This window comes from Spiroplasma endosymbiont of Tipula paludosa, assembly GCF_964264785.1.
GTDB lineage: Bacteria > Bacillota_I > Bacilli_A > Mycoplasmatales > Nriv7 > Nriv7.
This window is the reverse complement of sequence record NZ_OZ183484.1, coordinates 246,483-271,958: the sequence shown is the minus strand read 5'-3', so window position 1 is coordinate 271,958 and position 25,476 is coordinate 246,483. Positions and strand designations below refer to the sequence as shown.

Below are 25,476 nucleotides of genomic sequence, written 5' to 3'. Positions count from 1 at the left end.
GGAGTTTTTATATGGGATACAAACATCTTGGCATAGATGAAAGAATTTATATTGAGAATCAATTGAAATTTAAAGTAAAAATTAGTGAAATAGCTAAAAATCTTAATCGAAGTATTAGTACTATTAATCGAGAAGTTAATAGAAATAAAGATAATAATCATTATTTTTCATTAATTGCACAAAATAAAGCAGAAAATAGAAAACAATTACATGTTTATTTTCATAAATTTAAAAATAGAGAATTAGTAAAATATGTACAACAAAAATTATTATTAGGTTGATCGCCTGAACAAATTTATGGCAGAATTAAAAATTTTCATCAAGAATGAATTATTAGTTTTAAAACAATTTACAATTGAATTTATTCTGGATTACTTGAAAAGGTTACTAGTAAAAATTTAAGAAGAAAAGGTAAGAAACGAAAATCTCAAGAAAATCGGGGTAAATTTAATGGTAAATCCATTAAAGAACGAAATGTTAATAATCGCATAACTCTTGGCCATTGAGAAGGTGATACTGTAGTATCATCACGAGGTAAAAGTAAATCATGTTTAATAACTTTAGTTGAAAGAACATCAAGATTTACTTTAGCAATATTAGTTGAAAATAGAACTACTAAAGTTATTAACAAAAATATTAGTCATTATTTATCAATTCTTCCAAATAATCTTGTTAAGACTATAACATTTGATAGGGGTAAAGAATTTGCTAATTGACAACAACTTGAAAAAAATTTAAATAGACTTGGTACATAACCTTTAATTTTATCTACTATTTTGATAATTATTTTTTAGATGAAATACAAATGTTAGATAAATACAAAGATAAAAATGAATTTTATAGTTTAGTCGGCATAAAATGTTATAGTTATGTACCAAGTCTATTGAAATAAAAAATCAGGTAAATTTGAATATGTATGTTTGTTAGACAAAGAAATTGGTCTATTACCCAAACAACGCATTTATTTTGATGTCCAATTTAAAGTTTTAAGTCTTCTGGGTGATGGTAAGCGGTATCGCGATGTTTTAGACGCTCTAAATCATTGTTATATTTCAAAAGCTAGTATTTCAAATATTTTAAATAAATACGATATTGCCGAATATTTTCAACTAGCAGAAAAAGAAACTAAAAATAGAATTGATGTCAAAAGTAAGGATTTATATATTCAACTAGATGAGACATTTTTAGCGACATTAGACCATAAAGTTAAACAAGACCAAAGAATTCGTTTAGTTACTTTTCACACCGGACATAAAAGACTTGGTACATAACTATAACATTTTATGCCGACTAAACTATAAAATTCATTTTTATCTTTGTATTTATCTAACATTTGTATTTCATCTAAAAAATAATTATCAAAATAGTAGATAAAATTAAAGGTTATGTACCAAGTCTAATGTGAAAATTTATTTTGCTGATGCATATTCACCTTGACAAAGAGGTACTAATGAAAATACTAATGGTTTAATTAGAGAAAAATTTCCTAAAAAATTTAATTTTTCAAACACTACTAAAAATGCAGTTCATAAATTTATATTGTCTTTAAACCAAAGACCAAGAAAAATACTAAATTATCTTTCGCCAATCGAATATTTGGTTAGAAAAATAATTTAGTTGCACTTAACTTTACAATTTGGCCAATAAAAAAAATAAGTAAAGGAGTTTAAAAAATGGAAAACTTAGAAAAAATGGCTAGTTTGATTGGCGATATGTTTTATAAAGTTTTTGATTTAATTTGAACTTTAACCATTCCTGGAACAGATATTCGCATTATTATTTTTCCGCTAATTATGCTTGTGATAAATCTTGTAATTGGGGGCATTTTAGGAATTCATATTGAACGACCAAAAGTTGGTTTTCTTAAAAAATATCGAAAATCAGTTGCTAATTGAGGAGTTAAGAAAAAATCATCTAGCGGTCCAATTAAGAAATTTAGTGGTAATAATCCTAAAAACAGACCGTGAGTTAACCAACACGGACGGCGAATAAAAAGGTAGGTTTTAGAAAATGTTTAAATTGATAATATTATTTATTCTTGTTGCTGTTTTTTCTATTTTTGCTTTAAACGACTTTTTATGTTTATGGGCCTATGTGCGTGAGGGTTTAGAATATTTTAATAAAGTTCTATCAAGTAATATTAAAATTTTAGAACTCTTTAAACCAATGATAAGGTTATTTTCTCAACATCCGATTTTCCAAATTTTAGGAACGATTTGTATTTTATCAACAATATACTTTATTTTAAGAAGTTAAACATAAGACTTGGTACATAACCTTTAATTTTATCTACTATTTTGATAATTATTTTTTAGATGAAATACAAATGTTAGATAAATACAAAGATAAAAATGAATTTTATAGTTTAGTCGGCATAAAATGTTATAGTTATGTACCAAGTCTATAGAAGAAAGGACAAATAAATATGTATAAATTTATGTCGTGGTTAATTATCGCTTTTATTGGTTTAGTTCCTCTAGGTGCCTTCTTTGATACAAAAAAACCACCAAAACCTAATATGGAACAATTCTTTATGAAGCGAGAAAAACGAGCTACAAATTCTAGTCAATGTGGTAATAGTTGTGAATTAGAATTTGCTCGTATTAAACAGAGTGCTTTTATTTATAATCCTTATTTTCAAAATAATTTTAATTCTAATCTTTTACAAGTTAAGATTGAGGGTTTAAATATTCCGTATGATATTCCAAGAAATGTTGGAGGTGGTTATTTTCCGAATCCTAGCCTTATTTTATTGGTTAAAGAAAAATCCAATGTTTATGATAAAATTAATAATTTTTATCGTAATAATGCTACATATTCAAGTAATGCTTATGTTGTTGATAGTTTAGTTAATGCCAAATTGTAAAGTTAAGTGCAACTAAATTATTTTTCTAACCAAATATTCGATTGGCGAAAGATAATTTAGTATTTTTCTTGGTCTTTGGTTTAAAGACAATATAAATTTATGAACTGCATTTTTAGTAGTGTTTGAAAAATTAAATTTTTTAGGAAATTTTTCTCTAATTAAACCATTAGTATTTTCATTAGTACCTCTTTGTCAAGGTGAATATGCATCAGCAAAATAAATTTTCACATTTAAATTTTTTTCAAGTTGTTGTCAATTAGCAAATTCTTTACCCCTATCAAATGTTATAGTCTTAACAAGATTATTTGGAAGAATTGATAAATAATGACTAATATTTTTGTTAATAACTTTAGTAGTTCTATTTTCAACTAATATTGCTAAAGTAAATCTTGATGTTCTTTCAACTAAAGTTATTAAACATGATTTACTTTTACCTCGTGATGATACTACAGTATCACCTTCTCAATGGCCAAGAGTTATGCGATTATTAACATTTCGTTCTTTAATGGATTTACCATTAAATTTACCCCGATTTTCTTGAGATTTTCGTTTCTTACCTTTTCTTCTTAAATTTTTACTAGTAACCTTTTCAAGTAATCCAGAATAAATTCAATTGTAAATTGTTTTAAAACTAATAATTCATTCTTGATGAAAATTTTTAATTCTGCCATAAATTTGTTCAGGCGATCAACCTAATAATAATTTTTGTTGTACATATTTTACTAATTCTCTATTTTTAAATTTATGAAAATAAACATGTAATTGTTTTCTATTTTCTGCTTTATTTTGTGCAATTAATGAAAAATAATGATTATTATCTTTATTTCTATTAACTTCTCGATTAATAGTACTAATACTTCGATTAAGATTTTTAGCTATTTCACTAATTTTTACTTTAAATTTCAATTGATTCTCAATATAAATTCTTTCATCTATGCCAAGATGTTTGTATCCCATATAAAAACTCCTTAAATTTACTTTTTCTAAAATAAACTTAGCATCATGAAATTTTTATATGCCAAATTGTAAAGTTAAGTGCAACTAAATTATTTTTCTAACCAAATATTCGATTGGCGAAAGATAATTTAGTATTTTTCTTGGTCTTTGGTTTAAAGACAATATAAATTTATGAACTGCATTTTTAGTAGTGTTTGAAAAATTAAATTTTTTAGGAAATTTTTCTCTAATTAAACCATTAGTATTTTCATTAGTACCTCTTTGTCAAGGTGAATATGCATCAGCAAAATAAATTTTCACATTTAAATTTTTTTCAAGTTGTTGTCAATTAGCAAATTCTTTACCCCTATCAAATGTTATAGTCTTAACAAGATTATTTGGAAGAATTGATAAATAATGACTAATATTTTTGTTAATAACTTTAGTAGTTCTATTTTCAACTAATATTGCTAAAGTAAATCTTGATGTTCTTTCAACTAAAGTTATTAAACATGATTTACTTTTACCTCGTGATGATACTACAGTATCACCTTCTCAATGGCCAAGAGTTATGCGATTATTAACATTTCGTTCTTTAATGGATTTACCATTAAATTTACCCCGATTTTCTTGAGATTTTCGTTTCTTACCTTTTCTTCTTAAATTTTTACTAGTAACCTTTTCAAGTAATCCAGAATAAATTCAATTGTAAATTGTTTTAAAACTAATAATTCATTCTTGATGAAAATTTTTAATTCTGCCATAAATTTGTTCAGGCGATCAACCTAATAATAATTTTTGTTGTACATATTTTACTAATTCTCTATTTTTAAATTTATGAAAATAAACATGTAATTGTTTTCTATTTTCTGCTTTATTTTGTGCAATTAATGAAAAATAATGATTATTATCTTTATTTCTATTAACTTCTCGATTAATAGTACTAATACTTCGATTAAGATTTTTAGCTATTTCACTAATTTTTACTTTAAATTTCAATTGATTCTCAATATAAATTCTTTCATCTATGCCAAGATGTTTGTATCCCATATAAAAACTCCTTAAATTTACTTTTTCTAAAATAAACTTAGCATCATGAAATTTTTATATGAAATCTTTTGCAATTTTATTTACTTGCACTTACAAGTATAATTCAGCAATTGATAATTAATTTTTTGAAAAATAATTTGATCACAATATTTAAACGACACATTTTGCAATGAGATTGTTGAAATAGTTGTTTCGCACAAAGAATTATGCTTAATTTCCTTTTTAAAAAATAACAGGGGTTTTACACGATTAATCGCTTGCTTCAGTTTTTTTCTCGTAATAATTAGCTGACCAATTTCTTGAAAAAAGTTTGTTACATAGCCTGTTAATGAACTAGCAAATATTATTTGTCCTAAAGATATCATATTGCTAGCAAGTAACTTACTTGCTAAATACAATATTAATAAATTACAAAGACTAATAATCAACTGTTCATAGTGATTAACTTTAACTTCAGCATTAGATAAACTAATACTAGTTTTTTGTAATTGGTCATAACTTTGTTGAATTTTAAATAAAACAACATCATTAACATCACAACCTATTCTTTGCGTTGCTGATTGAATTAGTTGTAAATATTGTTGATAATGAAAAATCGTTTCTTGTTTTTGTTTAATTTGTTGATGATAACAAAAATTATGAAATAACAAATTAATACATAACAAAATTAATGACTGCAATCCAATCGCTAGTAAAAATCATCAATGAATAAAAAATAACAATATAGTACTAATAATTGCCATAACAAAAATATGAATACCTTGTAATAACTTTGTTGTTAATAAACTACAAACAATAGTTAAATCCTCAACTCTTTGCAATCAATCACTATCTTGATATTGTTCCATTATTATAAAATTACTTTCACTAATAGCAAAATAATATCGATGTGTCATACTAGTAATAAAATTATGAGTTAACATTAAAATTATTTTTTGTTGACAAAAACTAACAATCATTTTCATTAAAATAATAATTATAAAACCTAATAAAATCTTTAATCAAATACTATTTAAAATAAAAAGATGATGACTATCAATAAATACTTTTACTAACATATTTGCTAAAAAATTAATTACCGTTAATAATAAATTAATAATCAATAGCCCTAAAATTATCATTAAATATGGTTGCAATAAATAAAATAATGAACAAGATAACATATTTTTTTGTTTACTAGCAAGAATTATTGTTTTAGCACTAATAATTAAAGTATCCAAATAAATATTTTGTAAATATTCATTTGTTACTCATTAGACTTGGTACATAACCTTTAATTTTATCTACTATTTTGATAATTATTTTTTAGATGAAATACAAATGTTAGATAAATACAAAAGACTTGGTACATAACCTTTAATTTTATCTACTATTTTGATAATTATTTTTTAGATGAAATACAAATGTTAGATAAATACAAAGATAAAAATGAATTTTATAGTTTAGTCGGCATAAAATGTTATAGTTATGTACCAAGTCTATTGTAATTTTTCCTTGCTAGGATCAGCAATTAAAAATTTTTTTCGATGTTTTTTATAAACAACAATAAAATGAGCTTCACCATTGTCATTATTAACATATAAAATTCAAGGCGTTTTTAACGATAACTTTTGAAGTTGCTCAAAATTACAATGATATGGTGTTAATAATACTCCCTGTGAATAGGCTACCGCTTTCAATGTTTTAATACTTCAATATTCTCATTGAAATGATGCTTCTTGTTTTAAAGTTTCTAATGAAATTCGTTGCTTGTGATAATACTTAATTAACATTGCTAAACAAGCAACAGCACAATCATTTTTTTGCTCTTGTCATATTAATGGATACAACATTTAATCCCCATTACTACTTTTACTTATCTAATATTTTTTTCCTTGTAAAACATAAAAAAATCTCGTTAATTATTAACGAGAAAATTTACGATTTTGTGCTTGTTTAAATAAACGTTTTTCTCTGGGAGAAAGGAAGTGTTTACGCTTTTCTAATTCTCTTTTAATTGGAGAAGCAGCTTTTTTAAATCTGCGTAAAGCTTGATCAATATCTTCTCCATCCTTTTTTACAACAACTGTGGCCATTTAATTTTCAACTCCATTTTCCTATATTTTTTTACATATGAATATTTTATAGCTAGACCCTATAATTATAATTTTTTTTGCTATAAAATGCAAATGATTTAATAAATAGGGGTCGCGTTTAGTTTTCTTAGGTATTGCTTTGAAGAAGTAAAACAATCAGCTAATTATATTATTTAATTACTAAACTAACCCTACCTTTCTTGTTATTGTCATTTTTATTCATTACCATTTTATCATATTATTGAATTTTTACACAATAAAAAATTATTAAATTTTAACTAATATTTTTACTTACTTAAATGTATTTATTTATTTGTGAATTTACAATATTACCTTTACTAATTCAACTATCATCATTTTTATTATTATATGCTGAATTATACTTGTAAGTGCAAGTAAATAAAATTGCAAAAGATTTCATATAAAAATTTCATGATGCTAAGTTTATTTTAGAAAAAGTAAATTTAAGGAGTTTTTATATGGGATACAAACATCTTGGCATAGATGAAAGAATTTATATTGAGAATCAATTGAAATTTAAAGTAAAAATTAGTGAAATAGCTAAAAATCTTAATCGAAGTATTAGTACTATTAATCGAGAAGTTAATAGAAATAAAGATAATAATCATTATTTTTCATTAATTGCACAAAATAAAGCAGAAAATAGAAAACAATTACATGTTTATTTTCATAAATTTAAAAATAGAGAATTAGTAAAATATGTACAACAAAAATTATTATTAGGTTGATCGCCTGAACAAATTTATGGCAGAATTAAAAATTTTCATCAAGAATGAATTATTAGTTTTAAAACAATTTACAATTGAATTTATTCTGGATTACTTGAAAAGGTTACTAGTAAAAATTTAAGAAGAAAAGGTAAGAAACGAAAATCTCAAGAAAATCGGGGTAAATTTAATGGTAAATCCATTAAAGAACGAAATGTTAATAATCGCATAACTCTTGGCCATTGAGAAGGTGATACTGTAGTATCATCACGAGGTAAAAGTAAATCATGTTTAATAACTTTAGTTGAAAGAACATCAAGATTTACTTTAGCAATATTAGTTGAAAATAGAACTACTAAAGTTATTAACAAAAATATTAGTCATTATTTATCAATTCTTCCAAATAATCTTGTTAAGACTATAACATTTGATAGGGGTAAAGAATTTGCTAATTGACAACAACTTGAAAAAAATTTAAATGTGAAAATTTATTTTGCTGATGCATATTCACCTTGACAAAGAGGTACTAATGAAAATACTAATGGTTTAATTAGAGAAAAATTTCCTAAAAAATTTAATTTTTCAAACACTACTAAAAATGCAGTTCATAAATTTATATTGTCTTTAAACCAAAGACCAAGAAAAATACTAAATTATCTTTCGCCAATCGAATATTTGGTTAGAAAAATAATTTAGTTGCACTTAACTTTACAATTTGGCATATTTAATTTATTAATACGAAAGGATAAATATTATGCAACATAAAATTGTTAAAAAACTATTAAAAGAACAAAAAGTTGATGCTTTATTAATTACATCTGATTATAATCGTTTGTGATATACAACATTTTCTTCAACAGCAGGATATTTATTAGTTACTAAAGAAAAGTCGTTTTTAATTTTAGATGGACGATATATTGAAGATGGAAAAATGCAAGCAAAAAATATTGATAACATTATTTTAATGGAAAATATTTATGAACAATTAAATGAATTAATTAAGAAATATAACATTATAACATTAGGCTTTGAAAGCGAATATACTTCATATGCTTTATTTACAACTTGAAGTGAAAAATTAGCGGTTTCATTAAAAGCTGTATTAGTAAATAAAATCCGTATGATTAAAACTAAGGATGAAATTAAAAAATTAAAACAGGCTGCTAAGATCGGTGATAAAACATTTAAAGCAATTATTAAAAAAGTAAAGCCTAATATGACTGAAAAGCGATTAGAAAGAATTATTATTGATAATTTCCTTAAATTTGGTGGTGAAAAACCGAGTTTTGATTGCATTGTAGCATCAGGCGTTCGTTCATCGTTACCCCACGGTAGGGCTACTAATAAAGTAATAAATAATAATGAAATTATCACTTGTGATTTTGGTGTTATTTATCAAGGATTGTGTTCTGATATGACAAGAACTTTTGTTATTGGTAATAAACTAGATAAAAAATTGGAAGATATTTATAAGATTGTTTTAGAAGCTCAAGATTTAGGAATTAAGGCGATTGCTCCTGGAATATCATCAGGTACAATTGACAAAATATGTCGTGAATATATTACTAAAAAAGGTTATGGTAAATATTTTACTCATAGTACTGGTCATGGTTTAGGCATTGAAGTTCATGAATATCCATATATAACCAATAATTCGGATATTATTTTAGAAGTAGGAATGGTAATTACTGTTGAACCAGGAATTTATATTCCTCAATTAGGTGGTGTTAGAATTGAAGATGATATTTTAGTAACTAAGAAAGGTTATGAAATATTAACTAAGTCTTCAAGAGATTTAATATTTGTAAAATAATTTATGTTAAAAAAATGATAAAATAAACTTAATAGGAGGTAGGTAATATTGAATAATAGAAGAAAAATAGTTTTAGTTGGTTGTGGAGCAGTAGGCTCATCATTCTTGTATTCTTGCATTAATACTGGTTTAGCATCAGAATATGTTTTAATTGATGCTTTTCAAGATGTTGCCCACGGTAATAGATTAGACTTTGAAGATACTTTAGCATGACAAGAAAGACCCTTTCATAAAGTAACAAACGGTTCGTATCTTGATTGTAAAGATGCTGATATTATTGTTGTTACCGCAGGTCGTCCGCAAAAACCTGATGAAACAAGACTAGATTTAGTAGTTGATAATGCTAAAATAATTAGTAATATTATGAAAGAAATTAAAAATTCTGGATTTGGCGGTATTGTAATTATTGCTTCTAATCCTGTTGATGTATTAACATTTGTTGCTCAAAAAGTTAGTGGTTTTGCTACAAATCGTATTTTTGGATCAGGAACAATTCTTGATTCTTCACGATTAATGTTTGCTTTAGGAGAACATTTTAAAATTTCACCAACATCGGTGACCGCATATATTGCTGGTGAACACGGTGATTCATCTGTTGCATTATACTCCAAAGCAATTGTTGGTGCTGAAAATTTAATGACTTTAAAGAAAAACCAGTTAATTAATAATGAAACATTAAAATCAATTCATAAATTAGTTATTCAAAAAGCTTATGAAATAATTAAATTAAAAAAAGCTACTCATTATGGAATTGGTGTTTGTTTAGCAAGAATTGTTAAAGCAGTTTTAAATGATGAACAAGTGATTTTACCTGTTGGTGCTTATTTAAACGGTGAATATCACCAAAAAGATATTTATACAGGTATTCCCGCAGTCATAGGAAGTAATGGCATTGAAAGAGTAGTACAATTGGATATTAGTGAACAAGAACAAGAACAATTTAATAGTTCTTGTGATGCTTTAAGAAAAGTTATTACTGTGGCTATTGAAGCTATTAATTAGTAAGGAAGACATAATTTTAAGGAGTTATAGTAATGCCTAAAAATTTAGAAAATGTTGTAGAAATCTTTGATGGTAATGTTGATTTAGTTACATCAGCATTAAGCGAAGGAAAAACAATTATTATGGCTGTTAATAAAGGACCATTAGCAAATAAATCAATTGAAACCGGTTATTCAGAATTTTTTGATGCGCAAGTAGAATTTAAAGAAGATAAAGAAAATGCTGGTACTTGTGCTTGTGGTGAACCAGCTGATTGTTTAGTTTATATGTGAAGAGAGAATAAATAGAATTTTTAAAAGCATAAGACTGCAAGGATTGCAAATTGAGATTTAGTTTAATTGAAATAAGTATTTAATAAAAACTGTAAAACTTTCAAGTTTTACAGTTTTTTCTATTTATTAATTTTATTTCAAAAATAACAAATTTAAAAGAAGTTAAGAAAAATCATTTTTATTGAAAGTTTGAGAAATATTTTATAATTAAATTCCAAATTAAAAAGATTAACAGACTGAAATTTGGTGAGAGAAGTGTTGATAGTTTAATTTGCTTTTGATTAATTTAAATATCTTTGCATACATATAATGTCAATTATATTAATAAAAAATAAAAATGAGGGTAAAAAATTGAAAAAATTATTTAGTTTATTAGGAGTAATAATTTTAAGCGTAACTATTTTAAGTATTAGACTTGGTACATAACCTTTAATTTTATCTACTAGACTTGGTACATAACCTTTAATTTTATCTACTATTTTGATAATTATTTTTTAGATGAAATACAAATGTTAGATAAATACAAAGATAAAAATGAATTTTATAGTTTAGTCGGCATAAAATGTTATAGTTATGTACCAAGTCTACTATTTTGATAATTATTTTTTAGATGAAATACAAATGTTAGATAAATACAAAGATAAAAATGAATTTTATAGTTTAGTCGGCATAAAATGTTATAGTTATGTACCAAGTCTAATATAGAAATAAGTACATAAGTTTAAATAGGCAGTAATGCGTTTTTTAGTTTTATAGTAATAAGGATTGCGGCAATTAGCACTTAGTCAACTTTGGATTTTTGCTTTTAAATCTGCTAAATCTGCTTGAGAAATAATATATTTCATTTTAAAACTCCTTAAATTAAGAAAATCGTATTACAAAAATACGATTTTCAAGAATGGTTATTAAATTACTAAATTAATGAGGCATTTCGGCAGAAAATAAAACTATACGATAAAGACTTGAAACTTTTTCAAATGAAATTTTAACATTAACAATTTCTTCGAGTCAATAACTATCAACATCATAAGTAAAATTATAAATACGATAACCATTTATTTTTTTATAAACACCATTTTTGTTATAAAGATTAGTAAATTCTGAACTAGCTAAATAAAATTGTTTTTGTGGTAATAGAAAATTAGGTAATAAAATATCACTTTTAGTAAAATCAATCATAACACTTTTTACATTAGGGATTATAATTAAACCACTATTTTGAATACTAGTAAACTTTAAATCATATTTAGGTCGCGTTTAGTTTTCTTAGGTATTTTTTAAAAAAGAAAAAATAGTCATTTACTATAAATTATTTCAATATGCAAATTAAGTATATATTTCTTATGTATGATTTTTGTTGTAAAAAATTATTTTAATGTTGTTTTTATAAGCATTTTACTTAGTTTTTATAACCTTTTTATTAAGAATATGTTTGTTAATATTAAATATTTTGTTTTATTAATTATTTTTCAAGTAAAAAGGTAATAAATTTTTAGTTGCTTTTCTTTCAAAATTATTCAAATCTTTACCCACCTAACAAAACTTTATGCGCCCTCATATTTATTTAAAACATTACTATTTTTACTACAACCAAAAACAAACATTACACATACTAAATTTAAAGCTGATAAAAATTTTCGCATAAAGAAAAATCCTCCTTTCAAAGGAATTATATTAGACTTGGTACATAACCTTTAATTTTATCTACTATTTTGATAATATTATTTACTAGGTGAAGTACAAATGTTAGATAAATACAAAGACGAAAATGAATTTTATAGTCTAATAGGCATAAAATATAAAACTTTCATGAAAATGGTAGAAATTTTAAAAGAAGCTAAAGCTAAACAAAAACAAATTGGTGGTAGACCAAATAAATTATCAATAGAGCAAAGATTACTTATGACTTTAGAATACTGAAAAGAATATAGTACATATCGTATTATTGCAAAAAAATATAATATTAGTCATGTTAGTTGTATTCGTAATATCTTTTGAGTTGAAAATACTCTAATAAAAAATAGTCACTTTCATATACCTGGCAAAAAGATATTATTGGAACATAAAGTTACTAATAATAATTTATTAGCAATTGATGCTACAGAAATTCCAATTGAAAGAATTAAAAAAAACTAAAATTATTATTTTCTGGTAAGAAAAGGCAACATTCATTAAAATCGCAAATAATTATTGATTTATTTAACAATAAAATTATTTCAGTAGATTTTTGTTATGGCAGTATTCATGATTATAAGTTATTTTTAAAATCAAATACACTTATAAATCCAAAATTAGAATTAATTGCCGATTCAGGCTATCAAGGTTTGCAAAATGTTCATAAAAATACATTATTGCCAATTAAAAAGAGTAAAAATAATCCCTTAAATCCAGATAAAAAGGAATATAATAGCTTTTTAAGTAAAGTTAGAATTGCCATTGAACATGTTTTTGCTAGATTAAAAAGATTTAAAATACTAGTTTATCGTTATCGCAATAAGATTAGAAGATTTGGATTACGATTTAACTTAATTTCAGGAATATATAATTTTGAATTAAGCTAGTTATAGTTATGTACCAAGTCTATTATAAAAAATATTGGAAATATTTAAGAGAACTTTTTTAATATCATTAATAAAATTGCTAATGGCACTACAAATTCAAATAACATCTGAAATGCTGGAATAACTTCAAATACCGGAAAGGCAGTTTTGGTAAAATTAATCGTCGTTTTGGCAATATCTGCAAGAGGGTGAATTAAAAGATTAATTCCAGAAAGACCAAGTAATCAATTCAACACACTAACAGAAGCGTGTTGAATACCACAAGATATAGCACTAAATAATCCCCAATAAGAACAATTAGGCGTCGGAATTAAATCATCCATATTACCACTTATTCCGCCACCAATAAAAGCTGTTGAATTCAAAATGTTAAAATCGTATAAAGAATAATGATATTCAGTACTTTCATTTTTCTTTTTATATAGCGGAAAACTTAGTGTAAAAATATTAATTCCATACATGACATCAACTTTGGCATTGTAAAAATGCAATTTATTGCTAGTAACATTCCATAATTGGTTATCATATGCTTTTAACACATTAAAATTTATTTGATAAGAACTTTTACCAGTGTTAAAACCATTGGCGGTTTGTTTATCTTTAACAAAAAAATAGGAACGAAAAATCATATTCTTACTATTTTCGATTGTGGAACCAAAGTTAATTAAATACTGTTTGGGATAAAAGGTAATTAAGGAACGATAGAAAAATCCCATTTGTAAAACATTTTTAGGGATTTGTTTCATTCCTTTGTAATCTAATTCTACATAAGTGGAAGCATCCATATCAAAACTCGAATAAAAAAATTGTACAAAAAAGTCACCTAAAACTTTATAAATTTTATTAAATAAACCATTAATAAAATCAATAGTTAAATTTTTTTGATAATAAAGCATAAAATCTTTAAAATCTGATTTTAATTTGTCATCGTATCGTAAAAAATCGAAAGTATTACCATAATAATTAATTTGTCCAAAAAAGGTATTAATAAAATCTTTGGCTCAACCATCTAATCATCTAAACTTAATCAATTGTTCATCATTTAAATAAAAAGTAACCATCCCTAAAGAAATTTCAATTTTAAAAATATCATTAAAACTAGAAAATTCTAAGCTATCAAAAAAATATAATAGACTTGGTACATAACCTTTAATTTTATCTACTATTTTGATAATTATTTTTTAGATGAAATACAAATGTTAGATAAATACAAAGATAAAAATGAATTTTATAGTTTAGTCGGCATAAAATGTTATAGTTATGTACCAAGTCTATTGTTGTTTCTTGCAATAATGACAATAAATCAAAAGAAATTGAAAAAGGAATTTATAGTATTAGTTCAATTGAATCACCAACAAAGATTATTGCTAAAAATCCTTTCAAAGTTGATTTAACTGAAGTAAAAAATGCATTAAAACCACAAGTTTTTAAAGAACTTACAAAAATTAATAATGCTTTAACTGAAAATGATTTTGATATCGGAGTTTGAATTTTTGTAAATGATAAGATTATTACACAACCTTATGATTTAACAACTTCAAAATTTGCAAAAATTAGAATTATTGGATACAGAAAAATAAATGGTATATTAACTAATTTAATACCAGTTAATTTACCAATTGCAACAACTAGTTAATTAATTTATAAAAATATATTGTGATTTCTTAATGAACGATAGGTAGGGTAAATTCTCTGCGGTTTTATTTTTGTGGTATAATTACTTCTGATTTGAAAAAAATAATAGTTTTAATAAAACTATTTAGAGGTGGTAGTAATGAGATTTCAAGATATTGGTTTAAGTAATGAAGTGTTAGCAACAATTGATTCATTAAAATTTGTTGCTCCAACAAATATTCAAAAGAAAATGTTGCCTTTAATGGTTAAGGGACAAAATGTTATTGTTAGTGCCAATACAGGAACTGGGAAAACTGTTGGTTATTTATTAGCAATTTTAAGTAAAATTAATCCAACGATTAACAAGACGCAAGCAATTATAATTGTACCAACAAGAGAGTTAGCGGTGCAAATATATAATGTTAGTCAAAAATTTATTAAAAATAATCCTAATTTGAAAATTGCTAATTTAATTGGTGGTCAAGATTTAGAGCAACAAAAGCAAAAGTTTAATACTAATTATCCGCATTTAGTTATTGGAACACCAACAAGATTAAAGCGAATGATTGATGAACAAGCGTTAGCTTTAACTACTAGTAAGATGGTTGTTTTGGATGAAGTGGATATGGTTTTTGATTTAGATTTTGTTAATGAAGTAGATTTTTTATTATCGAAACTTGCTTCAAATACACAATTTATGGTATTTTCAGCAACTATTAATAATGAATTACAAAATTTTTTAAAGAAATATTTAAAAAATACGACAATTTTTGATTTAAGTGATTATAAAATTCAAACAAATATTGAACATTTTTTAGTTAAAACCCGATATCGTAATCGGATTGAAATTTTGAAAAATCTTTTAACAACAGTTGATCCATTTTTATGTTTAATTTTTGTTAATAAAAAAGAAGATATGGACCAAGTTCTTGATTTGTTACAAGAACAAAATATTAAAGTCGGACAAATTCATAGTAGTTTAAAATCGCGTGAACGCATTAAAATGCTAAAACGAATTAATAATCTTGAATTTAAATTTGTTGTTTGCTCTGATATTGCTTCAAGAGGTATTGATTTACCAGGAGTTTCACATATTATTTCATTAAATTTACCGTATGATTTAACATATTATTTTCATCGTGCAGGAAGAACAGGTAGAGGAAAATATCATGGATATTCTTATTTATTTTATGATTCGTCAGATGAAGAGGGAATTGCATATTTAACTAAAAAGGGAATTAATTTTACATTATGAAATGAAAAAGTTAAGAAACCAACAAAGAAGGTTATTAAAAATATTCCCCAAGCGTCAGTAAATGATTTACAAAAAGTTATTTCAAAGTTTCACTCTCAACCAATTAAACCAGGTTATAAAAAACAAAGAAAAGAAGAAGTTAAAAAAGTTATTCAAAAATATCGTAAGAAAAGTTTTAAGAAGTAAGGTTATTCGCCTTACTTCTTATTTTATGTAAGATAAGAAAATAATTTATAGTATAATTTGCATATAACTTAAAATATAAAGGTGATTATGTTGATGAAAAATAAATTAATATTAGGTTGTCATGTATCAATGAAAAGTCCTGATTATCTAGTAGGAGCATTAAATGAGGCTATTAGTTATGGAGCTAATGCTATGATGTTTTATACAGGAGCTCCTCAAAATACAAGAAGAAAGCCCTTAGACCAGTTAAAAATTGATGAATTTAAACAAGGATTAGACAACCATAATTTAGATATTAATAATGTTATTATTCATGCACCCTATATTATTAATTTAGCTAATAGTATTAATCCTAATACTTATATGCTAGCTAAGGAGTTTTTAAAAACAGAAATTAATCGTTCTTTAGCAATTGGTGCTAAATATATCGTATTGCATCCTGGAAGTAGTGTTGGTGCTGATGCTAGTATTGGTTTACAATAGACTTGGTACATAACTATAACATTTTATGCCGACTAAACTATAAAATTCATTTTTATCTTTGTATTTATCTAACATTTGTATTTCATCTAAAAAATAATTATCAAAATAGTAGATAAAATTAAAGGTTATGTACCAAGTCTAATATATTATTGATGGATTAAATGAAGTATTGGAGCCTAATCAAAATATTAAAATTGCTTTAGAAACAATGTCAGGTAAAGGTAGTGAATTAGGAATTAATTTTTTGCAATTACAAACAATTATTCGGGGGGTTAAATATTCGCATTTAGTTGGTGTTTGTTGAGATACTTGTCATTTGAATGATGCGGGTTATGATTTAGTTAATAATTTAGAACAAGTTATTGAAGAATTTGATAAGATAATTGGATTGGATAAATTATTTGTTATTCATCTTAATGATTCTAAAAATATTAAAGGTTCCCATAAAGACCGCCATGAGAATATTGGTTATGGTAATTTAGGGTTTGATAGTTTGTGTAGTATTCTTTATCATCCTAAATTTGTTAATATAATTAAAATTTTAGAAACTCCTTGAAATAATTCTGAACCACCATATAAGGAAGAAATTATAATGTTTAAAAATAAGCAATTTAATAATTTTTTAAATCGTTAAAATGATTGCGATGATATGTTATGGGTGTGGTTCAGAATTACAATCTAATAATAATTTACAAGCTGGTTACATTGCAAAACTTCAAGATAATTCTCATTTTTATTGTTGGCGATGTTTTCGGATTAAGCATTATAGGGCGCATAAAGTTTTGTTAGGTGGGTAAAGATTTGAATAATTTTGAAAGAAAAGCAACTAAAAATTTATTACCTTTTTACTTGAAAAATAATTAATAAAACAAAATATTTAATATTAACAAACATATTCTTAATAAAAGGTTATAAAAACTAAGTAAAATGCTTATAAAAACAACATTAAAATAATTTTTTACAACAAAAATCATACATAAGAAATATATACTTAATTTGCATATTGAAATAATTTATAGTAAATGACTATTTTTTCTTTTTTTAAAAATACCTAAGAAAACTAAACGCGACCGTTTACTATTTCTGTTATGGTTACTCACACTAATGAGCAACCTATAATCATTAACTTGCCAATTGCTCCAAAATTTTTAATAAATTGTTGCAAATTCTCAATATCTGTATGTAATAATGAAATTATACTTAAAGATATGAATATAATGTAATTAAGTATTATTCATCAATATTTTTTTAAAGAATTAATGAGTTTGTTTGATTTCATTTTTCAAGGCTCTTTTTGCTTTAATTTTTTGAATAATAAAGCGGATTAATTTTTCAAATTTAATTGCAAAATATATTGCTCCGCCTCATCAAAAAACAAATATTCCCGCTAGCATAATACCACTATTGAACTTGCCAAAGAAATTAACCATCTGTTTATTCATAAAATCATTAAATTCGTTACTTGTTCCAGTTATTCATTTAGTATCGATTGCTGTTAATGCACAAATTAATAGGCTTATAAAGATGAAAATGATACTTAATACTATTTTTAACCACTGCCTTTTAAAAGAATTTTTAATTCTTAATTTTAATGGCATTTTTTCTTTCATTTTTTAACTCCTTTAATTTTCTATAAACAATTTGCTTAGGCAAAACATTATGACAAATATAAGCAGTTTCACTTGGTGGATTCTTGCAAACTATACCATTATAAGCAATAAATTTTATTCTTTTGCCAAATTGTAAAGTTAAGTGCAACTAAATTATTTTTCTAACCAAATATTCGATTGGCGAAAGATAATTTAGTATTTTTCTTGGTCTTTGGTTTAAAGACAATATAAATTTATGAACTGCATTTTTAGTAGTGTTTGAAAAATTAAATTTTTTAGGAAATTTTTCTCTAATTAAACCATTAGTATTTTCATTAGTACCTCTTTGTCAAGGTGAATATGCATCAGCAAAATAAATTTTCACATTTAAATTTTTTTCAAGTTGTTGTCAATTAGCAAATTCTTTACCCCTATCAAATGTTATAGTCTTAACAAGATTATTTGGAAGAATTGATAAATAATGACTAATATTTTTGTTAATAACTTTAGTAGTTCTATTTTCAACTAATATTGCTAAAGTAAATCTTGATGTTCTTTCAACTAAAGTTATTAAACATGATTTACTTTTACCTCGTGATGATACTACAGTATCACCTTCTCAATGGCCAAGAGTTATGCGATTATTAACATTTCGTTCTTTAATGGATTTACCATTAAATTTACCCCGATTTTCTTGAGATTTTCGTTTCTTACCTTTTCTTCTTAAATTTTTACTAGTAACTTTTTCAAGTAATCCAGAATAAATTCAATTGTAAATTGTTTTAAAACTAATAATTCATTCTTGATGAAAATTTTTAATTCTGCCATAAATTTGTTCAGGCGATCAACCTAATAATAATTTTTGTTGTACATATTTTACTAATTCTCTATTTTTAAATTTATGAAAATAAACATGTAATTGTTTTCTATTTTCTGCTTTATTTTGTGCAATTAATGAAAAATAATGATTATTATCTTTATTTCTATTAACTTCTCGATTAATAGTACTAATACTTCGATTAAGATTTTTAGCTATTTCACTAATTTTTACTTTAAATTTCAATTGATTCTCAATATAAATTCTTTCATCTATGCCAAGATGTTTGTATCCCATATAAAAACTCCTTAAATTTACTTTTTCTAAAATAAACTTAGCATCATGAAATTTTTATATGAAATCTTTTGCAATTTTATTTACTTGCACTTACAAGTATAATTCAGCTTTTATTAAAAACTAATAACTCACACTGATCTATTTTTTCTCTAATTGGTTTTAATGCAATACTTACTAATGGTATTAACATCGCAAACGGTTTACCTAAATTAAATAAATGTTCTATTACTTGCTTTCTTTTACTAAATGGAGGGTTAGAAATAATATAATCATATCTACCCACATCACTTTTAATGTAATTAAAGAAATCAATTCCATCATCAATATGACTATTCCAAACTTTATGCCCATTTCTTTCTAAAACACATACAAATTTACTATCAATTTTATCAAAAGGGCATAAAATAGTACTATTAGGTTTTAAAAATTCTAAAATTGGTTTAATAGCATATTCCTGTGTATATCATTCATCATTAACATTAATTTTATTTAATAAATTAGAATTTAACATAATTAACTATTAATTCCTTTCTTTGTCTTTCTAATTTGTCATTCTCTATTTTTTTAATTCTTGTTTTTTAGTTCATTTTTTCATTTTTTATCTACCTTTAATCACAATAAATAAGGCAATAAGTACACAGGTAACGCCGAGAATGGTAAAGATTGGATGTTGCGAAAATGTTCGTGCCATTGGTTTAAATAGTTCTAAAATTGTTAAATTGCTAGTAATAAACTTTTGGAAATTGGCAAGGCCTTCGCTAATATAGTTTGTTAAAGTTTCAAAATGGCTACCAGCCAAAAGTCCAAGAACAGTTATTAAGATAAAAATAATAATTAGTTTAAACATCGTTAGTTACCTTGTTTTGTTTTTTTATTTCTTTGTTTTCAATTAATTTTATTTGGATTTATTGGTTGTATTTGTTTTTTAACTTTTCCTCACGCACTTAAACGACCACTATTTTTAACGGCATATCGGCGTTGCTTTTCTAAATTAACTTGTTGACTACCAAATCCAAGAATAATTGCCATAAGAAATTCTACAGCAAGCGTTAAAAATAAAGGAAATATTAGTTGAATATTCGTTCCTGGTACTTCAAGACTTCAAATTAAATCAAAAACTTTATAAAGCATTTGGGCGAGAAAGTCGGCCATTTTTGCAAGATTTTCCATTTTTTATTGTTCCTTTCATAAGACTTGGTACATAACCTTTAATTTTATCTACTATTTTGATAATTATTTTTTAGATGAAATACAAATGTTAGATAAATACAAAGATAAAAATGAATTTTATAGTTTAGTCGGCATAAAATGTTATAGTTATGTACCAAGTCTATAGAATAAAATAATGTTGTGGTTGATTGTGTTTTTAGTAGCGATAATATTTAGAAAGGAAGTGAAATATGATAAATAGTTCAACCGCCAAAGAAGCTTCGTTAAAATTTTTATAAGGTGCTTGAAACTCTTGTATGTAATATATTTGAGTTTTTTATTTGGTTTTACACCAATGGCAATTTTTTCTGAATTATGATTGTTATTGGAATTGCACTGATAATGAAACAAAAATATTAAATAAAACTTAATTTAATTTAATTAATGTCTAAATAATAATTGTCGCTACTAAAAAAAGAATTAACCGTTATTTTTCTTTCATTTTTCTTAAAAATTTGCTGAATTTATCCATTTTTAAATATTCTAAATCTTCTAAATCAATTGCGGTGTCAGTATAGTATTTGTCTTCATAATCAGGATTTACTTTTGAATTTAAGTAATCTCTTAAAAACGCTAAGTAAAAAGAATTGTAAGTGTTTAATATTGGTAGAGGAATTTTTAGTTTAAAAAAATAAATATCAAGTTCAGGAATATCACGATATTTAATGCGACGCCCTTTTTTACTATTTTTAGCATCAATTAAGGTGTTTCGTCAGCGTTCATATTCTTCAATGCTCGTAAAGGTACCATAGATGACTTTTAAGTAGGGACGAAAGATATTAACTGGTTTTTTGCGAATCCCCACAATTACATTATTAGCAATATCACGAACTTTAACTCAAATATGTTTATCTCTTTGACCACTAGCCAGCACAATATGACCAAAATGCCGTGCCAGAGCGAAATATTCTTGGATACCGCTTTCTTCGTTTTTGGTATTATTTTTTTCTCAATCAGTTCCTTCTAAAAATAAGTTGGTTTCATCTCACAAAAGTAAGGTTTTGTCTGGCAATACCGGATAATCAAAGTCTAATAATCCCATATGTCCTAAACTTAATTTTTGAGTTTCTAGTAATGGAAATGTTGATGCCATGTGATATTTCTTCTTTTTTAGTAATTTTGATGCGTATACTAGAAAGGCGGTTTTTCCAGTTCCTAATGAACCAATAACAATATTTAATGGTGAATTTTTTAAAAAATTAATAACTTTGTTAATTTGTGTTAAATTACCAATTTTGAAAAGGAAAATTAAAATACAACCTGCTAAAAATAAATAGCTCACAATGTTTTTAAAATAACCGTTGTAAATGTACCAAATTGCTCCTCAATGTCATAAAATTAAAAATGAGGTGCGATTTAATTCAATAAAATTGTTATTTTTTTCTATTACTCATTTGCAAAATTTCATCTTGCACCTCACTTTATTTTTTTGTTAGCGTACTGCTCCAAGTAATTTTTCAAACATTTTAAAGCAAATAAAGAATATTGCCAAAATAAATGGAAAAATGAATATTCAGTAATCAGCAAAGAAGTTACCGACTTGTGGCATATTAACAGCAATAATTTCTCACATTTTAGTAAACGCTGTTATAATCGCATTTCATAATTTAGTCATTGCATCACTAGCTGTTATTTTTTCTACTGTTGCTGGTGCATCGGCTAAGAAAGTTACAAACATATAATCACCCCCTTTCTTTTTAAAGCATTCATCATTTATATTCAAAGTTTTTCTTAAATTTGTTAAAACCACGATTAACTTTAACACGATTGTATTTTTTCCTAATTAATTTTGAATTTCTTTGTGAACGCATCACAATGTAACTTCGCGACATTACTGTTGTTTCTATAGACTTGGTACATAACCTTTAATTTTATCTACTATTTTGATAATTATTTTTTAGATGAAATACAAATGTTAGATAAATACAAAGATAAAAATGAATTTTATAGTTTAGTCGGCATAAAATGTTATAGTTATGTACCAAGTCTTATCTAAATACTGATATGGTTTTTCAAAGTAGCATTAAAATAAATCACACCATAATTGCTGTTAAGAATCAAAAGGCAATGTTTGCTATTAAAAGTCAAAGTGGTGCTTCGGTTAATTTAATTTCTTTATCACCAGTAATATGAGCGGGAATGGTTGTAATTTGAATAAATAAATCTCAGAAAGTTTGTTTAATTTGTTCTCAATCAAATTCTTTTAAGTTTATTGTCATTTTTTATCTCCCAAAAATCATTTTTATTGGTAAATATATAATTGAAATTAATGCGAAAAGAAAAGTAATGATAATAATTAATCCGGCAATAAACGCAATTTGTGCAGGCATTTTTTCTATCGGAACAAACAGTTTTAAGAATTCCATAATAATTTCTCAAAACATTATTTTTTATCCGCGTTATTTTCTTTTGAATTAGGAGCTTTAACTCATTCTTCAAAGCGAGCAATAAATACTTTTTCGTCTTTTGTAAAATTACTAGTATTATTTTTAATGGCATTTTTATATTTAATTCTAATTTTTATTTTGGCATAAATTTTATAAGCAAAATATGCCGATAGCATTATGCTGATAATAATAAATATTAGTCCAATTGCAATATTCATTTTTAAGCTCCTTTAAAATAATTATAATTTATATCTTTTTTGTTGTTTTCTTTTTCGGCAATGAAAAAACCTAATAATTCTTGTCCTTTAATTAATTTGGTTTCTTTTTCTTTTTGATTAATTGAAATTACTTGATATTTACTATCTTTTATTATTCCGATGCAAATTGAATTTTCATATTTTCCTTTATAAACAAATCGTTTTGAAAACCAAATACCGATTTGTTCATTAAATCATGGAATTTTTGGGGCTTTAATAAGCATTGCGTTTTGCGTTTCTTTTAAGAGATATTTTTTAGTATTTAAGAAAATGTTTTCAATATTTTTCATAGTAAATTCCCTTTCTTATAGATAAACTAAGTTATATATTAACTAAGTTAGTTAACTTAGTTTTTTAAACACTTATATATCGCAGATTTAAGTGTTTAACAAGCTTTGTTATTGAATTTTGTTTTTTAATTAGATTTAGATAAAGATTTGAATAATTTTAAACATAGTATACCCTTATATAGAAATTTCTACACTTTAATGTCCGCATCCTACCCTTGGAACTAATTTAATAGCGTGTATATTTTTAGGAAATCCACCCATTCATTTTTTTATTGCAAAACGAAACAAATTGCTATAGCTAATAGGATGTTATCTATTAACTGGTAAACTTCTTTTGGTTATGGCGACCACCCACAATTTATCGTGCTTTAATACATACCAACATTATTAATTCACTTGTATTTAATTTTCAAAGAACAAAATTTTAACACCTTATAAAATAAAAAGACAATCATTACTGACTGCCTTAATATTTATTCAAACCTTTACCTACCTAACAAAACTTTATGCGTCCTGGATTCTTAATTTATGATATTATTACCTTATTGATAGAATTATATTATGAGGTGTAATTAATGCAACAAAAGAAATTTACAATTGTTACTAATAAGGCCGATGAATCAATTGCTGTGGCTAAAAACTTATCTAGTAAATTATTAGCATTAAAGATGATATTTGATGAACAAAATCCAGAAATCGTATTTGCTATTGGTGGTGATGGCACTTTTTTATCAGCGGTTAATCGTTTTAATGAAAATATTGATAATATTCATTTTATAACTATTAATACGGGAAATATTGGTTTTAATGCTCTTTATCAAGTTAATGAAATTGATAAGTTAATTACTAATTTAAAAAATAATATTTTGAAAACAAAATCTCTTGATGCTTTAAAAATAACTATTAATAATAAAAATTTTTATAGTCTTAATGAGATTAAATTAATGAGTATTGCAAAAACAATATTTTTTACAGTTTATATTAATAATCAATTATTACAAAATTGTCAAAGTTCAGGATTTGTTTTAACTACTAAAACTGGTTCAACCGGCTATACTAAAAGTATTAATGGCGCAGTTATTTTAAGTGAAAAAAATTTAATGGAATTCTTAGAAATTGCTCCGGTTTTTCATAATAAACATAATTCTTTAAAGGCACCATTAATTTTAGATAATACCCACACAGTTACTATTAAAGGTAATATGAAAGATGCTTTTTTAGTAATTGATAGTCAAAAACATGACTTTAATAGTGATAATTTAATTATTAATTTAATTGCTAATAAAATTAAAATTTTAGTAACTGATGTTAATGATTTAATAATGATTAATCAAATTCAAAAAACATTTATTCATAATTAAACAAAAGGAAGAGAAGCGATGGAATTATGACAGATACTGTTGTTAGATTTAGGATTAATATTATTAGTTTTTATAATTGCTTGCTTAATAAATATGATATTTTTAAAAAATAAAAATTCAACAGAAAAACAATGGCAAAAATTAATTCCTTTTAAAGTAGATGTTTTTATTGATTATTTAGGAACAATTAGTAATATTATTGAGGCACAAGCAACAAATACAAAGATTAAAATTATTATTAAAGATATTAAACAAGTTAATATTGAAAAGATTCGGAAGTTAAAACAGCAAGGAATAATTAAACAAACTAATGCTATTAGTATTATTTTTGGTAACTATGCTAAGGCATTATCAGAGATTATTAATGGTCGTTTAAAATAGCGATCATATTTTTTGTTGCTAAAACAATATGATAAAATAAGATGTGG

General features: G+C 24.6%; 38 protein-coding genes. 19 read left to right on the top strand and 19 right to left on the bottom strand.

Annotation, left to right across the window (positions count from 1 at the left end; translation table 4 throughout):
* Positions 1-11 precede the first annotated feature (11 nt).
* The 6 genes from ACFEL5_RS01600 (at position 12) to ACFEL5_RS01575 (ending at position 2,866) form a co-directional block, all read left to right on the top strand.
* The gene (locus ACFEL5_RS01600; protein ID WP_375315548.1) at positions 12-755 is read left to right on the top strand and encodes an IS30 family transposase; all 744 of its coding nucleotides are present in this window, start codon (positions 12-14) and stop codon (positions 753-755) included.
* Positions 756-869: 114 nt separating this feature from the next.
* A complete protein-coding gene (locus tag ACFEL5_RS01595) occupies positions 870-1,271 on the top strand; it encodes a UPF0236 family transposase-like protein (RefSeq protein WP_375315547.1) in 402 nt (133 codons plus the stop codon).
* A gap of 130 nt (positions 1,272-1,401) precedes the next feature.
* Positions 1,402-1,617: a transposase gene (locus ACFEL5_RS01590; RefSeq protein ID WP_375315393.1), complete on the top strand. Its 216-nt coding sequence runs from the start codon at positions 1,402-1,404 to the stop codon at positions 1,615-1,617.
* Positions 1,618-1,673: 56 nt separating this feature from the next.
* A complete protein-coding gene (locus ACFEL5_RS01585; RefSeq protein ID WP_375315546.1) occupies positions 1,674-2,000 on the top strand; it encodes a hypothetical protein in 327 nt (108 codons plus the stop codon).
* Between the two features lie 10 nt (positions 2,001-2,010).
* Positions 2,011-2,256 carry a hypothetical protein gene (locus tag ACFEL5_RS01580; protein WP_375315545.1) on the top strand — a complete coding sequence of 82 codons (246 nt, stop codon included), beginning with the start codon at positions 2,011-2,013 and terminating at the stop codon, positions 2,254-2,256.
* A 169-nt stretch (positions 2,257-2,425) separates the two neighbouring features.
* The gene (locus tag ACFEL5_RS01575; RefSeq protein ID WP_375315544.1) at positions 2,426-2,866 is read left to right on the top strand and encodes a hypothetical protein; all 441 of its coding nucleotides are present in this window, start codon (positions 2,426-2,428) and stop codon (positions 2,864-2,866) included.
* 12 nt (positions 2,867-2,878) lie between these two features.
* Here ACFEL5_RS01575 and ACFEL5_RS01570 read toward each other — a convergent pair whose 3' ends face one another.
* From ACFEL5_RS01570 to ACFEL5_RS01545, 6 genes are all read right to left on the bottom strand, one after another.
* Positions 2,879-3,823, bottom strand: a complete 945-nt coding sequence (locus tag ACFEL5_RS01570; RefSeq protein WP_338966716.1) for an IS30 family transposase — start codon at positions 3,821-3,823, stop codon at positions 2,879-2,881.
* An 84-nt stretch (positions 3,824-3,907) separates the two neighbouring features.
* Positions 3,908-4,852 (bottom strand): IS30 family transposase, encoded by a 945-nt coding sequence (locus tag ACFEL5_RS01565; RefSeq protein ID WP_338966716.1) that lies wholly within the window; start codon positions 4,850-4,852, stop codon positions 3,908-3,910.
* 80 nt (positions 4,853-4,932) lie between these two features.
* Entirely contained in the window at positions 4,933-6,072 is a 1,140-nt protein-coding gene (locus ACFEL5_RS01560; RefSeq protein ID WP_375315543.1) for an ABC transporter transmembrane domain-containing protein, read from the bottom strand.
* A 258-nt stretch (positions 6,073-6,330) separates the two neighbouring features.
* A complete protein-coding gene (locus tag ACFEL5_RS01555) occupies positions 6,331-6,681 on the bottom strand; it encodes a cysteine peptidase family C39 domain-containing protein (protein WP_375315542.1) in 351 nt (116 codons plus the stop codon).
* Positions 6,682-6,756: 75 nt separating this feature from the next.
* Positions 6,757-6,927 carry a 30S ribosomal protein S21 gene (rpsU, locus tag ACFEL5_RS01550; protein WP_338967572.1) on the bottom strand — a complete coding sequence of 57 codons (171 nt, stop codon included), beginning with the start codon at positions 6,925-6,927 and terminating at the stop codon, positions 6,757-6,759.
* A 295-nt stretch (positions 6,928-7,222) separates the two neighbouring features.
* Positions 7,223-7,348: a hypothetical protein gene (locus tag ACFEL5_RS01545; protein ID WP_375315541.1), complete on the bottom strand. Its 126-nt coding sequence runs from the start codon at positions 7,346-7,348 to the stop codon at positions 7,223-7,225.
* Between the two features lie 58 nt (positions 7,349-7,406).
* On the opposite strand from ACFEL5_RS01545, the gene ACFEL5_RS01540 reads away from it, so the two are divergent.
* The 5 genes from ACFEL5_RS01540 (at position 7,407) to ACFEL5_RS01520 (ending at position 11,447) form a co-directional block, all read left to right on the top strand.
* A complete protein-coding gene (locus ACFEL5_RS01540; protein WP_338966716.1) occupies positions 7,407-8,351 on the top strand; it encodes an IS30 family transposase in 945 nt (314 codons plus the stop codon).
* 58 nt (positions 8,352-8,409) lie between these two features.
* Positions 8,410-9,468, top strand: a complete 1,059-nt coding sequence (locus ACFEL5_RS01535; RefSeq protein ID WP_338967885.1) for a M24 family metallopeptidase — start codon at positions 8,410-8,412, stop codon at positions 9,466-9,468.
* 45 nt (positions 9,469-9,513) lie between these two features.
* On the top strand, positions 9,514-10,470 hold the full coding sequence (locus ACFEL5_RS01530) for an L-lactate dehydrogenase (RefSeq protein WP_375315746.1): 957 nt from the start codon (positions 9,514-9,516) through the stop codon (positions 10,468-10,470).
* Positions 10,471-10,502: 32 nt separating this feature from the next.
* Positions 10,503-10,757 (top strand): hypothetical protein, encoded by a 255-nt coding sequence (locus ACFEL5_RS01525; protein WP_342190143.1) that lies wholly within the window; start codon positions 10,503-10,505, stop codon positions 10,755-10,757.
* A 558-nt stretch (positions 10,758-11,315) separates the two neighbouring features.
* On the top strand, positions 11,316-11,447 hold the full coding sequence (locus ACFEL5_RS01520; RefSeq protein WP_375315540.1) for a hypothetical protein: 132 nt from the start codon (positions 11,316-11,318) through the stop codon (positions 11,445-11,447).
* On the opposite strand, the gene ACFEL5_RS01515 is transcribed toward ACFEL5_RS01520, so the two are convergent.
* Entirely contained in the window at positions 11,426-11,587 is a 162-nt protein-coding gene (locus tag ACFEL5_RS01515; protein WP_375315329.1) for a hypothetical protein, read from the bottom strand. The genes ACFEL5_RS01520 and ACFEL5_RS01515 overlap by 22 nt on opposite strands.
* Positions 11,588-11,660: 73 nt before the next feature.
* The gene (locus ACFEL5_RS01510) at positions 11,661-11,921 is read right to left on the bottom strand and encodes a hypothetical protein (RefSeq protein ID WP_375315328.1); all 261 of its coding nucleotides are present in this window, start codon (positions 11,919-11,921) and stop codon (positions 11,661-11,663) included.
* 564 nt (positions 11,922-12,485) lie between these two features.
* On the opposite strand from ACFEL5_RS01510, the gene ACFEL5_RS01505 reads away from it, so the two are divergent.
* Positions 12,486-12,878 (top strand): transposase family protein, encoded by a 393-nt coding sequence (locus ACFEL5_RS01505; RefSeq protein ID WP_375315019.1) that lies wholly within the window; start codon positions 12,486-12,488, stop codon positions 12,876-12,878.
* 2 nt (positions 12,879-12,880) lie between these two features.
* Positions 12,881-13,303 carry a transposase family protein gene (locus ACFEL5_RS01500; RefSeq protein ID WP_342224593.1) on the top strand — a complete coding sequence of 141 codons (423 nt, stop codon included), beginning with the start codon at positions 12,881-12,883 and terminating at the stop codon, positions 13,301-13,303.
* 44 nt (positions 13,304-13,347) lie between these two features.
* On the opposite strand, the gene ACFEL5_RS01495 is transcribed toward ACFEL5_RS01500, so the two are convergent.
* Entirely contained in the window at positions 13,348-14,364 is a 1,017-nt protein-coding gene (locus ACFEL5_RS01495; protein WP_375315327.1) for a hypothetical protein, read from the bottom strand.
* Positions 14,365-14,499: 135 nt separating this feature from the next.
* Between ACFEL5_RS01495 and ACFEL5_RS01490 the strand changes: the two genes are divergently transcribed.
* The 4 genes from ACFEL5_RS01490 to ACFEL5_RS01475 all read left to right on the top strand — a co-directional run bounded on the left by ACFEL5_RS01490 (position 14,500) and on the right by ACFEL5_RS01475 (position 17,475).
* Positions 14,500-14,697, top strand: coding sequence for a hypothetical protein (locus ACFEL5_RS01490; RefSeq protein WP_375315326.1), 198 nt, complete (start codon positions 14,500-14,502; stop codon positions 14,695-14,697).
* A 380-nt stretch (positions 14,698-15,077) separates the two neighbouring features.
* A complete protein-coding gene (locus ACFEL5_RS01485) occupies positions 15,078-16,358 on the top strand; it encodes a DEAD/DEAH box helicase (RefSeq protein ID WP_338967893.1) in 1,281 nt (426 codons plus the stop codon).
* Between the two features lie 93 nt (positions 16,359-16,451).
* The gene (locus ACFEL5_RS01480) at positions 16,452-16,841 is read left to right on the top strand and encodes a TIM barrel protein (RefSeq protein WP_375315539.1); all 390 of its coding nucleotides are present in this window, start codon (positions 16,452-16,454) and stop codon (positions 16,839-16,841) included.
* Positions 16,842-17,010: 169 nt separating this feature from the next.
* Positions 17,011-17,475: a deoxyribonuclease IV gene (locus tag ACFEL5_RS01475; RefSeq protein WP_375315538.1), complete on the top strand. Its 465-nt coding sequence runs from the start codon at positions 17,011-17,013 to the stop codon at positions 17,473-17,475.
* 622 nt (positions 17,476-18,097) lie between these two features.
* On the opposite strand, the gene ACFEL5_RS01470 is transcribed toward ACFEL5_RS01475, so the two are convergent.
* The 10 genes from ACFEL5_RS01470 to ACFEL5_RS01425 all read right to left on the bottom strand — a co-directional run bounded on the left by ACFEL5_RS01470 (position 18,098) and on the right by ACFEL5_RS01425 (position 23,687).
* Entirely contained in the window at positions 18,098-18,451 is a 354-nt protein-coding gene (locus ACFEL5_RS01470; RefSeq protein WP_375315537.1) for a hypothetical protein, read from the bottom strand.
* A 148-nt stretch (positions 18,452-18,599) separates the two neighbouring features.
* The gene (locus ACFEL5_RS01465) at positions 18,600-19,544 is read right to left on the bottom strand and encodes an IS30 family transposase (RefSeq protein ID WP_338966716.1); all 945 of its coding nucleotides are present in this window, start codon (positions 19,542-19,544) and stop codon (positions 18,600-18,602) included.
* A gap of 76 nt (positions 19,545-19,620) precedes the next feature.
* Complete coding sequence (locus ACFEL5_RS01460; RefSeq protein ID WP_375315536.1) at positions 19,621-20,055, bottom strand: hypothetical protein; 435 nt, start codon at positions 20,053-20,055, stop codon at positions 19,621-19,623.
* A gap of 87 nt (positions 20,056-20,142) precedes the next feature.
* Positions 20,143-20,391, bottom strand: coding sequence for a hypothetical protein (locus ACFEL5_RS01455; RefSeq protein ID WP_215826579.1), 249 nt, complete (start codon positions 20,389-20,391; stop codon positions 20,143-20,145).
* 2 nt (positions 20,392-20,393) lie between these two features.
* Entirely contained in the window at positions 20,394-20,714 is a 321-nt protein-coding gene (locus ACFEL5_RS01450; RefSeq protein ID WP_375315535.1) for a hypothetical protein, read from the bottom strand.
* A gap of 466 nt (positions 20,715-21,180) precedes the next feature.
* Positions 21,181-22,161 (bottom strand): hypothetical protein, encoded by a 981-nt coding sequence (locus ACFEL5_RS01445; protein WP_375315534.1) that lies wholly within the window; start codon positions 22,159-22,161, stop codon positions 21,181-21,183.
* 24 nt (positions 22,162-22,185) lie between these two features.
* Positions 22,186-22,431, bottom strand: coding sequence for a hypothetical protein (locus ACFEL5_RS01440; protein ID WP_375315142.1), 246 nt, complete (start codon positions 22,429-22,431; stop codon positions 22,186-22,188).
* A gap of 310 nt (positions 22,432-22,741) precedes the next feature.
* Positions 22,742-22,972 carry a hypothetical protein gene (locus ACFEL5_RS01435; protein ID WP_375315533.1) on the bottom strand — a complete coding sequence of 77 codons (231 nt, stop codon included), beginning with the start codon at positions 22,970-22,972 and terminating at the stop codon, positions 22,742-22,744.
* A 164-nt stretch (positions 22,973-23,136) separates the two neighbouring features.
* Entirely contained in the window at positions 23,137-23,358 is a 222-nt protein-coding gene (locus ACFEL5_RS01430; RefSeq protein ID WP_375315532.1) for a hypothetical protein, read from the bottom strand.
* A gap of 2 nt (positions 23,359-23,360) precedes the next feature.
* Positions 23,361-23,687 (bottom strand): hypothetical protein, encoded by a 327-nt coding sequence (locus tag ACFEL5_RS01425; RefSeq protein ID WP_375315145.1) that lies wholly within the window; start codon positions 23,685-23,687, stop codon positions 23,361-23,363.
* A 575-nt stretch (positions 23,688-24,262) separates the two neighbouring features.
* Here ACFEL5_RS01425 and ACFEL5_RS01420 point away from each other — a divergent pair.
* Both ACFEL5_RS01420 and ACFEL5_RS01415 read left to right on the top strand, forming a co-directional pair.
* A complete protein-coding gene (locus ACFEL5_RS01420; RefSeq protein WP_342189826.1) occupies positions 24,263-25,048 on the top strand; it encodes an NAD(+)/NADH kinase in 786 nt (261 codons plus the stop codon).
* Between the two features lie 18 nt (positions 25,049-25,066).
* Entirely contained in the window at positions 25,067-25,429 is a 363-nt protein-coding gene (locus ACFEL5_RS01415; protein WP_375315531.1) for a DUF4330 family protein, read from the top strand.
* The last annotated feature ends 47 nt before the right edge of the window (positions 25,430-25,476 follow it).